Origin of the sequence: Limnohabitans sp. 2KL-1, from assembly GCF_003063435.1 — a bacterium.
Classification (GTDB): Bacteria; Pseudomonadota; Gammaproteobacteria; order Burkholderiales; family Burkholderiaceae_C; genus Limnohabitans_A.
The window spans coordinates 585342-600709 of record NZ_NESL01000002.1; the positions used below are offsets into that span (position 1 = coordinate 585342).

Here is a 15368-nt window from a genome sequence, read left to right on the forward strand (position 1 = left end):
GACAAAAAAAAGCACTTGGAAAACAAGTGCTTTTTTAGGGATTTTTGGTGGGCAGTACAAGTTTCGAACTTGTGACCCCTGCAGTGTGAATGCAGTGCTCTACCCCTGAGCTAACCGCCCTACGCCTCTCAGCGAAGACCTCTATTATGGCATAGAAATCTGCCCAATCTCTGCGAGATCACTAAAAAATGATGCAATTCGCAGATACGGGGATCCTACCCGTCCAGCAAATTCAAGCGGCCAGCATTTGCCGCCAGACAGTTTTACCGCCACTGGACTTGTCCAGCTGCATCAGCACATCATCATGAGCAGCCAGCTCCTGCGTATTGGCGGACAACACCGGCAGAACATACTGACTCAAATCCACTTGCACCACCACAGCCTGGGTGTCGCTGGGCGCATCGCCCGCATCAATCAACAAGGCCTCCTGGCCACGCGTCATGTTGATGTAGACATCGGCCAGTAACTCGGCGTCCAGCAAGGCGCCGTGCAGCGTGCGGCCTGAATTGTCCACTTCCAGTCGGTCGCACAAGGCATCCAGGCTGTTGCGCTTGCCCGGGAACATTTCCTTGGCCATGGCCAGGGTGTCGATCACGTTGCTGACGTAGGCCTTGAGCGGCTTCTTGCCCACACGTTCGAGCTCTTTGTTCAAAAAGCCGATGTCAAACGCCGCGTTGTGGATGATGAGTTCGGCATCACCGAGGTAGTCCAGAATTTCTTCAGACAGCTCGGCAAACTTGGGTTTGTCGCGCAAAAACTCGTTGCTGATGCCGTGCACCTTGAGCGCGTCTTCGTGGCTGTCACGCTCAGGGTTGAAATAGAAATGCAGGTTGTTGCCTGTCAGCTTGCGGGCATACAGCTCCACGCAACCGAGTTCGATGATGCGGTCGCCGCCTTCGGCCGACAGGCCTGTGGTTTCGGTGTCCAGAACGATTTGACGCATGGGTTTTCGCTCCGCCTGTTCAGTGGTTTTCTTTGGCGTGGTTGATGGTGTAGCGCGGGATCTCGATCACCAAATCTTGTTTGGCCACAAAGGCCTGGCAGCTCAGGCGTGAGTTGGGTTCCAGGCCCCAAGCGCGGTCCAGCAGGTCTTCCTCGGTTTCTTCCATCTCATTGAGGCTTTTGAAGCCTTCGCGCACCACCACATGGCAGGTGGTGCAGGCCGCGCTCATGTCGCAGGCGTGTTCGATGTTGATTTTGTTGTCGAGCAGCGCTTCGCAGATGCTGGTGCCCGCAGGCGCGGTGATTTCTGCGCCGTTGGGGCAGTACTCGGGGTGGGGCAGGATTTTGATGACGGGCATAGGTGTCTTTGAATTCGGTGCAGGTCGGACTTTACAAGGACTGGATGTTTTGGCCAGACAAGGCCTTCTGGATGCTGTGGTTCATGCGCTCGGCCGCAAAGGCTTCGGTGCCTTTGGCCAGCGCCTGGGTGCAGTCTTCCAGCGCCTTGGCGTCTTGCTCGGTCTGGATGGCCGCTTGCAAAGTGGCCATCTGGGCGTCAATGGCGGCGCGCTCGTCGGCTTGCAGCAGATCGCCGTCCGCCGCCAGGGCGCTTCGCGTGGCCAGCAGCATGCGGTCGGCATCGACCCGCGCTTCCACCAGCGCACGGGCTTTCATGTCGGCTTGCGCGGTTGTGAAGCTTTCTTGCAGCATGGTGGCGATCTGCTCGTCGCTCAGGCCATAAGAAGGCTTGACGTCGATGCGGGCTTCGACACCGCTGATTTGCTCTTTGGCACCCACACTCAACAGACCATCGGCATCGACCGTGAACGTGACGCGGATGCGGGCCGCACCCGCGGCCATGGGCGGGATGCCGCGCAGTTCAAAGCGGGCCAGGCTGCGGCAGTCTTGCACCAGATCGCGCTCGCCCTGCACCACATGCAGCGCCAGCGCAGTCTGACCATCTTGGTAGGTGGTGAAGTCTTGCGCCATGGCGGTGGGGATGGTCTGGTTGCGCGGGATGATGCGCTCGACCAGGCCGCCCATGGTCTCGATGCCCAGCGACAAGGGGATCACGTCGAGCAGCAGCAATTCGCCTGCGGCGTTGTTGCCTGCCAACTGGTTGGCCTGGATGGCCGCGCCCAGGGCGACAACTTCGTCGGGGTTGAGGTTGTTGAGCGGGGCTTGGCCAAAAAACTCTGCCACGGCCTGCTGGATTTGCGGCATGCGGGTGGAGCCGCCCACCATGACCACACCTTGCACATCGTTTTTGGTCAGTTGGGCATCGCGCAGCGCCTTGCGCACGGCGGTGATGCAACGGGCCGTGAGGGCTTGGGCGGCTTGTTCGAAATCGGCACGGCTGATTTGCAACGACAAGCTGCCGGTAGACAAGGCGGCATTCAGCGTGACCGTATCGGCGGCGGTGAGTGCTTCTTTGGCGGCACGGGCTGCCGCCTTGAGCACGGTTTTGTCTTCGGCCGTGACCACCTGCAATGCGGGCTGACGCGCCATGGCAGCATCGGCCAAGGCCTGGTCGTAATCGTCACCGCCCAAGGCCGAGTCGCCGCCGGTGGACAAGACTTCGAACACGCCTTGCGTCAGGCGCAGGATGGAGATGTCAAAGGTGCCGCCGCCCAGGTCGAACACGGCGTAAACGCCTTCGCTGGCGTTGTCCAAGCCGTAAGCGATGGCTGCGGCGGTGGGCTCGTTGATCAGGCGCAACACGTTCAGGCCGGCCAGCTGGGCCGCGTCTTTGGTGGCTTGGCGCTGGGCGTCGTCAAAGTAAGCGGGCACGGTGATGACCGCGCCATACAGGTCGTCGTTGAAGGTGTCTTCGGCGCGGTAACGCAAGGTGGCCAGAATTTCGGCGCTCACCTCCACCGGCGACTTGGGGCCTTGCACGGTCTGGATGCTGAGCATGCCACCCTTGGCTGTGCCTTCGCTGGCAGTGAACTCATAAGGCAGTTTGCTGCGGTCGGCAATGTCGTTCAGGCCGCGGCCCATGAAGCGCTTGACCGAGGCGATGGTGTTGACCGGGTCAGATGCGGCGGATTGCACGGCGTCAAAACCGATCTGGCGGCCCTGCCCCGGCATGAAGCGCACAACAGACGGCAAGATCACCCGGCCATCGTCGTCCGGCAGGCACTCGGCCACGCCATTGCGCACCGAAGCCACCAACGAATGGGTGGTGCCCAGGTCAATGCCCACGGCAATGCGGCGCTGGTGGGGGTCGGGCGACTGGCCCGGTTCAGAAATCTGCAGTAACGCCATGGTCAATAGAGGGGGGTGTTCAAGTCGCCCACCTGCATGAGGCGCTGCGACCCGAGGGTCAAGTCAATCGGTCGAGTTTAGCGTTCACTTCTTGGGTGAAGCGCTCAATGAACATGAGCGCCCTCACCTGCCCCACGGCCTGCACCGGGTCTTTGACCTCGTCCAACAGGCGGGCCAACTCTTGCTGCACGTGGCGCTGCTCGGCGCTCACTGTGTCGGCCAAAGCTTCCAGGCCCTGGACGCTGTCGGTGTCATCCAAGCTTTCGCGCCATTCCATTTGCTGCATGAGGAATGCAGCGGGCATGGCTGTGTTGTTCTCGGCCTGCACAGGCACGCCTTGCAACTCGCACAAATAGGCGGCGCGTTTGAGAGGGTCTTTCAGGCGCTGATACGCCTCATTGATGCGCACCGACCACTGCATGGCCACGCGCTGGGCTGCAGCGCCTTCGGCGGCAAAACGGTCGGGGTGGGCTTCGCGCTGCAGGGCCTTCCAGCGGGCGTCGAGTTGTGCGCGGTCTTGCGCAAACTGCGCAGGCACGTCAAACAGCTCGAAGTCGTTGGCTTGAAGAGAAATCACGCGCAAAAACTCACATTCGGCTCAAACGCGAAACGACTCGCCGCAACCGCAGCGGTCACGCTCGTTGGGGTTGTTGAAGCGAAAACCTTCGTTCAGGCCTTCGCGCACAAAGTCCAACTCGGTGCCGTCGATGTAGGCCAGGCTTTTCGGGTCCACCAGCACCTTCACGCCGTGGCCTTCAAAGACCACGTCTTCGGGCGCGATCTCGTCCACGTATTCGAGCTTGTAGGCCAAGCCGGAACAGCCCGTAGTCTTGACGCCTAAGCGCACGCCAACACCCGAGCCGCGTTTGGCCAAGTAGCGGGTCACATGCCGAGCTGCGGCAGCAGACAGTGAGATGGCCATGTCAGTTCAGGTGTTTCTTTTTGTAGTCGTCCACTGCGGCCTTGATGGCGTCTTCGGCCAAGATGGAGCAGTGAATCTTGACGGGCGGCAGCGCCAGCTCTTCGGCGATCTGGCTGTTTTTCAGGGCTGCTGCTTCGTCCAGCGTCTTGCCCTTGACCCACTCGGTCACGAGTGAGCTGGACGCGATGGCCGAGCCACAGCCATAGGTCTTGAAGCGTGCGTCTTCGATCACACCCGTTGTCGGGTTGACTTTGATCTGCAACTTCATCACATCGCCGCAAGCGGGCGCGCCGACCATGCCGGTGCCCACGCTGTCGTCGCCCTTGTCAAAGGAGCCGACGTTGCGGGGGTTTTCGTAGTGGTCAACCACTTTTTCAGAATAAGCCATGTTGAACTCCTGGTTTTGTTTCGTTGTGCTGTTGCGTTAGGCGTTAGGCGTTGAGCGTTCAGTGTTGGGCGTTAAGGGTTGAGTGTTTTCAGGAACTTCCCGCTCAACGCTCAACCCTCAACGCGAAACGTTCAATGCGCCGCCCACTGGATCGTGCTCAGGTCGATGCCATCCTTGTGCATTTCCCACAGGGGGCTGAGCTCGCGCAGTTTGGCCACGTTTTCGCGGATGGTTTTGATCGCGTAGTCGATGTCTTCTTCGGTGGTCCAGCGGCCAATCGTCATGCGCAGGCTGCTGTGGGCCAGCTCGTCACTGCGGCCAAGAGCACGCAACACATAGCTGGGTTCCAGACTGGCCGAGGTGCAGGCCGAACCGGACGAGACCGCCAAGCCCTTGATGCCCATGATCAGCGACTCGCCTTCGACGAAGTTGAAGCTCATGTTGATGTTGTGCGGCACGCGCTGGGTGGCGTGGCCGTTCAAAAACACCTGCTCCATGTCGCTCAGGCCTGCAATCAGGCGGTCGTGCAAAGCGCGGGCCTTGGCGTTGTCCTGGGCCATCTCCAGCTTGGCGATGCGGAACGCTTCGCCCATGCCCACGCACTGGTGGGTGGGCAAGGTGCCCGAGCGCATGCCGCGCTCGTGACCGCCGCCGTGCATTTGCGCTTCCAGGCGAATGCGGGGCTTGCGGCGCACATACAAAGCGCCGATGCCTTTGGGGCCATAGGTTTTGTGCGAGGCCAAGCTCATCAGGTCGATGGGCAACTGGGTCATGTCGATCTCCACCTTGCCGGTGGCTTGGGCCGCATCGACGTGGAAGATGATGCCTTTTTCGCGGCACAGGTTGCCAATCGCGGTCACGTCCTGGATCACACCGATTTCGTTGTTCACGAACATCACGCTGATCAGGATGGTGTCGGGGCGAATCGCAGCTTTGAGCGCGTCCATGCTCAGCAAACCATCGTCTTGCACATCGAGGTAGGTCACTTCAAAACCCTGACGCTCCAGCTCGCGCATGGTGTCCAGCACGGCTTTGTGCTCGGTCTTGACGGTGATCAGGTGCTTGCCGCGTGACTTGTAAAACTGCGCTGCGCCCTTGATGGCCAGGTTGTTGGATTCGGTGGCACCGCTGGTCCAGACGATTTCGCGCGAGTCGGCACCGATCAGGTCCGCGATTTGCTCGCGGGCTTTTTCAACGGCGGCTTCGGCTTCCCAGCCCCAGGCGTGAGTGCGCGACGCAGGGTTGCCAAAGTGCTCGCGCAACCAGGGGATGATGGCGTCCACCACGCGGGGGTCGCAGGGGTTGGTCGCGCCGTAGTCGAGGTAAATGGGGAAATGTGGCGTGGTCATGGCAGTACTTCTTTCCAATCAGGATTTGGCAAACACATTGCCCAGGTCAAAAACGGAATTGGGGCCGGTCAGGCGGATAGGCTTGCTGGCGGGCATGGGAGAAATGGCGCGCTTGAGGGTCGGCTTGTGCTCCACCACCAGGCCTTTGGCCAATTGGTCGTCCACCAATTTTTGGAGTGACACCGAATCCAGAAACTCGACCATTTTGGAATTGAGCGAGGCCCAGAGGTCGTGCGTCATGCAGCGGCCATCGCCACCGTTGCAATTTTCCTTGCCGCCGCAGTGGGTGGCGTCGATGGGTTCGTCAACCGACAAGATGATGTCGGCCACGGTGATGTCGGTGGATTTGCGGCCCAGGGTGTAACCGCCACCGGGGCCTCGGGTCGATTCGACCAGATTGTGGCGGCGCAGCTTGCCAAACAGCTGCTCCAGATAGGACAGTGAAATCTGTTGGCGCTGGCTGATGGCGGCCAGGGTCACGGGGCCTGCGTCTTGACGCAAAGCCAAATCGATCATGGCGGTGACGGCAAAACGGCCTTTGGTGGTGAGACGCATGGCAGGCTCCTGAAGTGGGGGGAAGCTCAGTCTTTGCCCTGCGTGAGCAGGTTCCCGACTAAACGAGTCAAGTATAACGCAATCCCGATCAAATCGCTCGGGTTATAGGGTTATTCACGCTCTTCTTAAGCCCGGATCAAAGGCACGATGTTGTCGCCGCCCGTCGCGCCAAAAGCCTGTTCTTTCAGAATGGTCAGCTGGTCCCGCACCTGCGCGGCTTTTTCGAACTCCAGATTGCGGGCGTGCTCCATCATTTGCTTTTCGAGCTGCTTGATGGCCCGAGCGATGTCTTTCTCGCTCATGTCCTCGACCTTGGCCTTTTGCAGCGCGGCTTGCTCCAGCCGCTCGGCTTCCTTGCCTGATTTTTCGCTGTACACGCCATCGATCAGGTCCTTGACCTTCTTGACAATGCTCTTGGGCGTGATGCCCATGGCCTCGTTGTGAGCAAGCTGTTTGATGCGCCTGCGCTCGGTCTCGCCCATGGCTTTTTTCATGGACTCGGTGATGCGGTCGGCGTACAAGATCGCCCGGCCGTTCAGATTTCGGGCCGCACGGCCAATGGTCTGAATCAGGCTGCGCTCGGCCCGCAAAAAGCCTTCCTTGTCGGCATCCAGAATGGCGACCAGCGAGACCTCGGGAATGTCCAGGCCCTCGCGCAGCAAGTTGATGCCGATCAGCACATCGAAAGCACCCAAGCGCAGATCACGCAAGATTTCCACACGCTCCACCGTGTCCACGTCACTGTGCAGGTAGCGTACCTTGACGCCGTTGTCACTCATGTAATCGGTCAACTGCTCAGCCATGCGCTTGGTCAGGGTGGTGATGAGCACACGCTCATTCTTTTCGACCCGGATGCGGATTTCCTGCAGCACGTCGTCCACCTGGTGCGTGGCGGGGCGCACTTCAACCTGCGGATCGACCAGACCTGTGGGGCGCACCACCTGCTCGACCACTTTGCCCGAATGCGTTTTTTCGTAGTCAGCGGGTGTGGCCGAGACGAAGATGCACTGGCGCATGCGCTTTTCAAATTCTTCAAATTTGAGAGGCCGGTTGTCCAGGGCGCTGGGCAGCCGAAAGCCGTACTCCACCAAGGTGGTTTTGCGCGCTTTGTCGCCGTTGTACATGGCGTTGAGCTGACCGATCATCTGGTGGCTCTCGTCCAGAAACATGATCGCGTCGGGCGGCATGTAGTCGGTGAGCGTGCTGGGCGGGTCGCCCGGGGCTGCGCCCGACAGATGCCGGGTGTAGTTCTCAATACCCTTGCAGTGCCCCACTTCGGACAGCATTTCCAGGTCAAACCGGGTGCGCTGCTCCAGGCGCTGGGCCTCGACCAGCTTGCCCATGCCCACCAGCTCTTTCAAGCGCTGGGTCAGCTCCACCTTGATGGTCTCCACCGCCGCCAACACTTTGTCGCGCGGCGTCACATAGTGGCTGGACGGGTAAACCGTGAAACGCGGAATCTTCTGGCGGATGCGCCCCGTGAGCGGGTCAAACAGCTGCAAGCTTTCGATCTCGTCGTCAAACAGCTCGATGCGAATGGCCAGCTCGGAGTGTTCGGCCGGGAAGACGTCGATCGTGTCGCCCCGCACGCGGAACTTGCCCCGACTGAATTCCATGTCGTTGCGCTGGTACTGCATGCGGATCAGCTGGGCAATCACATCGCGCTGGCCCAGTTTGTCGCCGGTGCGCAGCGTCATGATCATGCGGTGGTAGCTCTCGGGCTCGCCGATGCCGTAGATGGCCGACACCGTGGCCACGATCACCACATCGCGCCGCTCCATGATGCTTTTGGTGCAAGACAAGCGCATCTGCTCGATGTGCTCGTTGATGGCGCTGTCCTTCTCGATGAACAGGTCGCGCTGGGGCACATAGGCCTCGGGCTGGTAGTAGTCGTAGTAACTGACGAAATACTCCACCGCGTTTTTGGGGAAGAACTCGCGGAACTCGCTGTACAGCTGCGCGGCCAAAGTCTTGTTGGGCGCAAACACAATGGCCGGCCGCCCCAGCTGGGCGATCACATTGGCCATGGTGAAGGTCTTACCCGAGCCGGTCACCCCCAGCAGGGTCTGGAACACTTCGCCATCGTGCACGCCTTCGACCAGCTGCTCAATGGCCACGGGCTGGTCGCCTGCGGGCGGATAGGGCTGAAACAGCTCAAAGGGCGAGCCGGGGTAGCTGATGAACTGACCTGCGGGCGCATCAGCGGACACCTCCGACAGAGGAATGATTTCAGACATGGGAACTCGTTTCAGGTGGAAGGGCCAGACGGGTTAAACACCGGTCCTGCGGAGACATCGTAAGACCTGTAATCAGTAGCCACCAAACAGGATATCCAGGGCATTGACCACCTCAGGTGACTGTGCACGCAAATTCAAAAGCGGAGCCCCCAACCAACGCAAAGGCACGGCGGCCAGGGCGGCGGTATCCAGGACCATCGACTGACCTTCTACCGTGCAAACAGGGTTGAGGTCACGCATGGGCAAAGGGGCAAATTCGGCACCGCGCAAAGGAATCACCACACGCGTGGCAATGCGGTCCAGAAAACTGTTTTGTACATCCAGCAAATACGGCGTGCGCTCGCGAATCCGCGCATCGGGATGGGCATAGACATCGAACTGGGCCATGACTCAGAAACTCCGAAAAGCATCCAAGGGCAAGCCCTCTTGTTCAACCCGCGCGTTGTAACTGGCAATCGCATCCTGATTTTGCAAATGCCAACGCGCCCAATATTGCCGCTTGACCTCTTCGGTCAGCAAAGCGTCCACGGTTTTGGATACGTTCATGCCCAATTCCCGCGCCATGGCCAGCACTTCGGCGTTGAGCGACAGGTTGGCCGGTTTTTTGGGGGCATCTTCAAAGCGCAGCATCATCAACCTCCGTATTCCATGCGCATAGTTTATACGCATCAATGACCTTGAATTTCCATGACCGGTGATGCCAACCGTTGCACACCGACTCGGTTAGCAACGGCCTTCGCATCGTTTTGATGAAACCTGTTTCCAACAGCGAGCAAGTCGTCTGGTATGGCGTTAATCTGACGGTTTTAAGTTGGTTGTTGGTCAGAAAACAGAGGGCAATTCATAAAAAAACCCTCACCCAATGAAGGGCGAGGGTTTTGGGTCATCAAAAAATCGCCCGCCCATCTGAGCAGGCTTACAACGATCAGTCCAATACTGCAGGCTTGTTGCCCGCCTTCAAAATGGCGTTGATCATGGTTTTGTTAAAAAATGGATTGCTGCTATTTTTAACTGATGCCAAGCGGAAATGTCCACCATAAAGGTAGCCATCCTTGACCGCGAACATCACCAAATCCCCATTGTCGTTATCAGGCGCTTGGGCTTTGATGACCAAAATTTCCTGGCCATTGACCATGCGTCTTTCGTAAGTGGCACTGCCCGTTTTGGTGGCGTTGCTTTGGTAACTGCTCCAGAGAGTGACAGTGCCGCCTGCGGAAGTGCCGCCTGCGTCAAAGCTGAATTGCAAACCACTCCAACCAACGCGCGTGCCCTGTGCGGCGTTGGCCGTCGAATAATGGCCGATGAATTCAGCCAAACTGGTGAAAGGCACATCCGAGCCGGCGTTGGTTTGAGGATTCCAAACCCATTTGTTAACCTTGTTTCCAGTCCACAAGTTGTAGCGGTCTTGTGAACTGCTGAAGTCAAACCAGTAAAGCTGCGAACCGCTGGGCATGGTCAGGCTTTCGAAGCCAGTCGGCGGGTAAAGCCCCAACGCCGCCAAGGTTTGGCCACTGGCATCCACCGTGCGTGCGCTCACTTTTTCAATTTGGCCATTGCAGAGTTTGGCCGTAGCACTGCCAGTGCTGTCGGCGGCATACGAGATGGACTGCCCGGCGGGACAATCCTCAGCTACCCAGCCAGAAGCCGTCAAAACCAAGTCCATATTGGTGTTGTTGGCCTGGGACCAGCTCGAGCCCACCAATGCGTAATCACGATCCGAAATGATCTTGCCACCGCTACCTTGCAATTTGAAGTAACTTGGCGTGCAGCTGTAATTGGCAGTTGCTGATCCACAACTTTCCAACACATGTTCGGCCGAGTAAATACCTTGCTCAATGATGGTCACCACCGATGCTGCGGGAGCACTGTTGCTGACCTTTTTGGCTTCGGCCACCAAATTTGCAGTGACAGGTTTGGCGGCGTCTGTTTTTAAGGCCGCCTTGACCAATTCAAGCGGCTTGGCCGTGCTGTTGGTCTGCTTGGCCGTGGCATATGCAGCTTGCAGATCGATTACTTCGGTTTGCAAATAGGTCAATGCGGCCAACAAGGCGTCTTTGTCGGTGGCTTTGCTGGCGGTGTCGGCCAGAGCAGCCGCTTTGACGCCGCCAATGGCGACCGCCAGCATTTGTGCTTTTTCGGTCAAGGCTGCGTCTTTTTTGGCCACAAAGTCCTGGCGAAGGTCAGTGTTTGCGGCCAAGCTCAAACGCTCGCGCACGTACTTCTCCGCCGTGTCCAAGGTGGTGTTACCCGAAATCATCTCGTGCGAGACCAGGGTGGTCAGCGGACTGATCACAGCGCCAGTGACAGAGCTGCCATCGGTTTTAACAAAAGCGCCCGCAGGTGAGAGCAAGCTAAACGCCGATTTGCCTGCTTCGGCCAAAGTTTTGCCGCCATCGTCGGCGTCTTTGGCCGTGCTTGGCACCACGGTCAACAAATGGGCCGCCTTGATTTTGTCAGCGGCCAAACCCGTCACGACCAAGCTGAAGGCGCCATCCGCCTTGCTGGTGGCCATGGGCTCGCCGCTGTCGCACTGCAAATTGCCATTCATGTCCAAACAAACGTTGGCCCCTTCGATGTAACCGTCAATCACGGTACCTGCAAAACTGGTGACTGTTGCAGTACCGCCGCCAGAATCTGTGTTGTTGTTAGCGGCGGTGCTGCCACCGCCGCCGCAGGCAGTCAGCAAAGCCAGAGATAGGACCGACAGGACGGGAAGAGCTTGTGCGATGCGTTTCATGTTTTCTCCGATTGAGCCCCTCAACGCGAGTGGCCATCAAGACAAATGTTAACAATTTAGTACTTTTATTTGAATATTTAGTAATTTTTTATTTGTAGACGTCATCTTGGTCCGTGGCAGAGACAGGTATCCGTTTGACATGCCGTCATTTGCGCAAGTTGATCACCACCGATCCCACTCATTCGCGTGCTGCGCTGATGCAGCCGTTGGAAACAAGGGCCCGTTCGGGGCTTGCCCGTAAAATAATGCGGTTTAACAACGCCGACTTTTTCAACTTTTTGAATTTTGTCCGGCCTCAAATTTTTCCACTTCCATCATCTTCAGGATTTCCAATGTCTCTGTTTTCTGCCGTCGAAATGGCCCCCCGCGACCCGATCCTGGGTCTGAACGAACAATTCAACGCCGACACCAACCCCAACAAGGTCAACCTGGGCGTGGGCGTGTACTTCGACGACAACGGCAAACTGCCCCTGCTGCAATGCGTGCAAGCGGCCGAGAAAACCATGATGGCCACCCCCACTGCCCGTGGTTACCTGCCCATCGACGGCATCGTGGCCTATGACAACGCGGTCAAGGCGCTGGTGTTTGGTGCCGACTCCGACGTGGTGAAGTCCGGTCGCGTCTCCACAGTGCAAGCCATTGGCGGCACGGGCGGCCTGAAAATTGGTGCCGACTTCCTGAAAAAAGTCAGCCCCAACGCCAAAGTGCTGATTTCTGACCCGAGCTGGGAAAACCACCGCGCCATCTTCGTGAACGCCGGTTTTGAAGTCGACAGCTATACCTATTACGACGCCGAAAAGCGCGGCGTCAACTTCGACGGCATGTTGGCCAGCCTGAACGCAGCAGCCCCCGGCACCATCGTCGTGCTGCACGCCTGCTGCCACAACCCCACCGGCTACGACATCACTGACGCGCAGTGGGACCAGGTCATTGCGGTGGTCAAGGCCAAGGGCCTGACAGCGTTCCTGGACATGGCTTACCAAGGCTTCGGCCACGGCATCGCCGAAGACGGTGCTGTGATCGGCAAATTCGTGGCCGCAGGCCTGAACATCTTCGTGTCCACCTCGTTTTCCAAGAGCTTCAGCCTGTACGGCGAGCGAGTGGGTGCCCTGTCGGTGGTGGCCTCCGACAAAGAAGAAGCATCCCGCGTGCTGTCGCAATTGAAGATCGCCATCCGCACCAACTACTCCAACCCGCCCATCCACGGCGGCGCGGTGGTGGCGGCTGTGTTGAACAACCCTGAGCTGCGTGCCCAGTGGGAGCAGGAACTTGCCGAAATGCGTGTGCGCATCAAAGCCATGCGCCAAAAGCTGGTGGACAGCCTCAAAGCCGCCGGCGTGAAGCAAGACATGAGCTTCATCACCACCCAGATCGGCATGTTCAGCTACTCGGGCCTGACCAAGGACCAAATGGTGCGCCTGCGCAACGAGTTTGGCGTGTACGGCACCGACACCGGCCGCATGTGCGTGGCCGCGCTGAACAGCAAAAACATCGACTACGTCTGCGCTTCGATTGCCAAAGTCGTCTGACTTGACTGACATCAAGCTTGCAACCGCCCCCGACGGGGCGGTTTCTTTTTGGGCGGTCCGGAAGGTGACTGCCGATTAGGGTCATCACTCCAAAAATTCTGGCCTGAGTCCTGTAGCATTGCTGCACCGCACCATATTGCACCCCCAGGGAAATAGTCACATGCTTTACCAGATCTTCGAAACGCAACGCTCGATCATGGAACCCTTTGCCGATCTGGCACAAGCCGCGGCCAAGCTGTACAGCAACCCCCTGAATCCAATGGCGCAAACGCCTATGGCGCAGCGTGTCTCTGCAGGCTATGCCCTGATGCACCGCTTGGGCAAGGACTACGTCAAGCCCGAGTTCGGCATTCGCACCGTCAAGGTCAACAAGACCGATGTGGCGATCCACGAGCGCGTCGAGGTTGACAAGCCTTTTTGTGAGCTGCGACGCTTCAAACGCTTCTCCGATGACCCCGCCACCTTGACCCAGCTCAAAACCCAGCCCGTGGTGCTGATCGTGGCCCCCCTTTCGGGCCACTACGCCACCTTGCTGCGCGACACCGTCAAGACCATGTTGCAAGACCACAAGGTCTACATCACCGACTGGAAAAATGCGCGCCTGGTCCCGCTTTCCGAAGGCGAGTTCCACCTGGACGACTACATCAATTACGTCCAAGACTTCATCCGCCATCTGCAGTCCATTTACGGCAACTGCCATGTCGTGAGCGTTTGCCAGCCCACCGTGCCGGTGTTGGCGGCTGTGTCGCTGATGGCCAGCCGTGGCGAAAAGACCCCGCTGACCATGACCATGATGGGTGGCCCCATTGATGCGCGCAAGTCGCCTACATCGGTGAACAACCTGGCCACCAACAAGAGCTTCGAGTGGTTCGAGAACAACGTGATTTACCGCGTCCCGGCCAACTTCCCAGGGGCCGGTCGCCGCGTCTACCCCGGCTTCCTGCAGTACACAGGTTTTGTGGCCATGAACCCCGACCGCCATGCGACCAGCCATTACGACTTCTTCAAAGACCTGATCAAGGGTGACGACGCCAGCGCCGAAGCCCACCGCAAGTTCTACGACGAATACAACGCGGTGCTCGACATGGACGCCGATTACTACCTGGAAACCATCCAGACCGTGTTCCAGGACTTCAAGTTGGTCAATGGCACTTGGGACGTCAGAAGTGTGGATGGCAAGATCGAGCGCGTGCGCCCGCAGGACATCCAAGGCACCGCCTTGCTGACGGTTGAAGGCGAACTGGACGACATCTCCGGCTCGGGCCAAACGCGTGCTGCACAAGACTTGTGCAGTGGTGTTCCGACCAGCGAACGCCAACATCTGGAGGTGCCGGGTGCTGGTCACTACGGCATTTTCAGTGGCCGTCGCTGGCGCGAGATCGTGTACCCGCAATTGGTCAAATTCATTCTGGACCATCCCGCCAAAGTGACCCATACAGCGTCGGTGTCGGTGTCGGTGTCGGCGTCGGCGTCGGCGTCGGCACCTAAGGCTGCACCCACGGCCATGCCCAAGCTTGTGATGGTGGAAGCCCCCAAACCAGCCAAAGCGAAACCCGCCAAGGCAACGCCAGCAGCTGGCAAACCTGCAGCCAAAGCGGCCAGCAAGGCGCCAGCAAAAACGCCTCAAACCAACGCCTCGGTCAAGACAGCCTGGGTGGATGGAAAGAAAAAAGCCTGAGGCCCATGCCCCCTTCGCACCCCATAGCGCCTGAGACCCAGGCGCTTTTTCTTTTGATCAACAACGCTTTGCCGCAAACGCAATGCACGCGGTGTGGCTTTCCCGACTGCGCCAGTTATGCGAAGGCCCTGGCTTTGGGCCAGGCCCCGATCAACCAATGCCCGCCCGGCGGACAAGCCGGCATTGAACGTTTGGCCGCCCTGACGGGTCAGCCCGTTCTGCCCCTCAACCCTGAGCACGGCACCGAAGGCCCACGCCATGTGGCCATCATCGACGAGGCCTGGTGCATTGGCTGCACGCTGTGCATCAAGGCCTGCCCGACCGATGCGATTTTGGGGGCCAACAAGCTGATGCACACCGTGATCGAGCCTTGGTGCACGGGCTGCGAGCTGTGCATCCCCGTGTGCCCGGTGGACTGCATCGCGCTGGACAATGTGACCGGCGAAAAAACCGGCTGGACCGCTTGGTCGCCCGCATTGGCACAGACCGCCCGACAACGCTACGAAGCACGCCAGACACGCCTTGTGCGCGAAGAACAGGTGCACCAAAAGCAATTGCTGACCAAAGCTGAGCACAAACTGGCCGACCTGACCGCGCACACCAAGGGCACAGAAAATGCCCCCGAAGTGGACCGCAAGCGCGCCATCATTGAAGCGGCGCTGGCCAAAGCAAAAGCCCGTCAGACCGGGGTCTGACGGGCTTTTTCAAGACCCAAGTCTGCGCTGAAGTCAGCGACCAGCAAATCGCTGTAGGTCGGACCTTC

Annotated in this window: 15 protein-coding genes and 1 tRNA gene; 3 read left to right on the forward strand and 13 right to left on the reverse strand. The window is 58.8% G+C overall.

Annotation, left to right across the window (positions count from 1 at the left end; all coding sequences use genetic code 11):
• Window positions 1–45: 45 nt before the first annotated feature.
• The 13 genes from B9Z47_RS07110 to B9Z47_RS07170 all read right to left on the reverse strand — a co-directional run bounded on the left by B9Z47_RS07110 (window position 46) and on the right by B9Z47_RS07170 (window position 11398).
• Window positions 46–120 (reverse strand) — tRNA-Val (locus tag B9Z47_RS07110).
• Between the two features lie 112 nt (window positions 121–232).
• Window positions 233–943, reverse strand: a complete 711-nt coding sequence (gene dnaQ / locus B9Z47_RS07115) for a DNA polymerase III subunit epsilon (RefSeq protein ID WP_108330527.1) — start codon at window positions 941–943, stop codon at window positions 233–235.
• A 19-nt stretch (window positions 944–962) separates the two neighbouring features.
• The gene (fdx, locus tag B9Z47_RS07120; protein WP_108330528.1) at window positions 963–1301 is read right to left on the reverse strand and encodes an ISC system 2Fe-2S type ferredoxin; all 339 of its coding nucleotides are present in this window, start codon (window positions 1299–1301) and stop codon (window positions 963–965) included.
• A gap of 31 nt (window positions 1302–1332) precedes the next feature.
• Complete coding sequence (gene hscA, locus B9Z47_RS07125) at window positions 1333–3210, reverse strand: Fe-S protein assembly chaperone HscA (protein WP_108330529.1); 1878 nt, start codon at window positions 3208–3210, stop codon at window positions 1333–1335.
• Between the two features lie 58 nt (window positions 3211–3268).
• Complete coding sequence (gene hscB, locus B9Z47_RS07130; protein WP_199226321.1) at window positions 3269–3784, reverse strand: Fe-S protein assembly co-chaperone HscB; 516 nt, start codon at window positions 3782–3784, stop codon at window positions 3269–3271.
• Between the two features lie 24 nt (window positions 3785–3808).
• Complete coding sequence (iscA, locus tag B9Z47_RS07135) at window positions 3809–4132, reverse strand: iron-sulfur cluster assembly protein IscA (protein WP_019425275.1); 324 nt, start codon at window positions 4130–4132, stop codon at window positions 3809–3811.
• Window position 4133: 1 nt separating this feature from the next.
• On the reverse strand, window positions 4134–4520 hold the full coding sequence (gene iscU, locus B9Z47_RS07140; RefSeq protein ID WP_062405706.1) for a Fe-S cluster assembly scaffold IscU: 387 nt from the start codon (window positions 4518–4520) through the stop codon (window positions 4134–4136).
• A gap of 131 nt (window positions 4521–4651) precedes the next feature.
• A complete protein-coding gene (locus B9Z47_RS07145; RefSeq protein WP_108330530.1) occupies window positions 4652–5869 on the reverse strand; it encodes an IscS subfamily cysteine desulfurase in 1218 nt (405 codons plus the stop codon).
• An 18-nt stretch (window positions 5870–5887) separates the two neighbouring features.
• Window positions 5888–6424, reverse strand: a complete 537-nt coding sequence (iscR, locus tag B9Z47_RS07150) for a Fe-S cluster assembly transcriptional regulator IscR (protein WP_108330531.1) — start codon at window positions 6422–6424, stop codon at window positions 5888–5890.
• A gap of 125 nt (window positions 6425–6549) precedes the next feature.
• A complete protein-coding gene (gene uvrB, locus B9Z47_RS07155) occupies window positions 6550–8661 on the reverse strand; it encodes an excinuclease ABC subunit UvrB (protein ID WP_108330532.1) in 2112 nt (703 codons plus the stop codon).
• A 72-nt stretch (window positions 8662–8733) separates the two neighbouring features.
• A complete protein-coding gene (locus B9Z47_RS07160; protein WP_108330533.1) occupies window positions 8734–9048 on the reverse strand; it encodes a CcdB family protein in 315 nt (104 codons plus the stop codon).
• A gap of 3 nt (window positions 9049–9051) precedes the next feature.
• The gene (locus B9Z47_RS07165; RefSeq protein ID WP_108330766.1) at window positions 9052–9291 is read right to left on the reverse strand and encodes a type II toxin-antitoxin system CcdA family antitoxin; all 240 of its coding nucleotides are present in this window, start codon (window positions 9289–9291) and stop codon (window positions 9052–9054) included.
• Between the two features lie 295 nt (window positions 9292–9586).
• A complete protein-coding gene (locus B9Z47_RS07170) occupies window positions 9587–11398 on the reverse strand; it encodes a hypothetical protein (protein WP_108330534.1) in 1812 nt (603 codons plus the stop codon).
• Window positions 11399–11730: 332 nt separating this feature from the next.
• On the opposite strand from B9Z47_RS07170, the gene B9Z47_RS07175 reads away from it, so the two are divergent.
• The 3 genes from B9Z47_RS07175 (at window position 11731) to rsxB (ending at window position 15300) form a co-directional block, all read left to right on the forward strand.
• Window positions 11731–12927 (forward strand): amino acid aminotransferase, encoded by a 1197-nt coding sequence (locus B9Z47_RS07175; protein WP_108330535.1) that lies wholly within the window; start codon window positions 11731–11733, stop codon window positions 12925–12927.
• Between the two features lie 160 nt (window positions 12928–13087).
• Window positions 13088–14605, forward strand: coding sequence for a polyhydroxyalkanoate depolymerase (locus B9Z47_RS07180; protein ID WP_108330536.1), 1518 nt, complete (start codon window positions 13088–13090; stop codon window positions 14603–14605).
• Window positions 14606–14610: 5 nt separating this feature from the next.
• Entirely contained in the window at window positions 14611–15300 is a 690-nt protein-coding gene (rsxB, locus tag B9Z47_RS07185; protein WP_108330537.1) for an electron transport complex subunit RsxB, read from the forward strand.
• Window positions 15301–15368 lie beyond the last annotated feature (68 nt).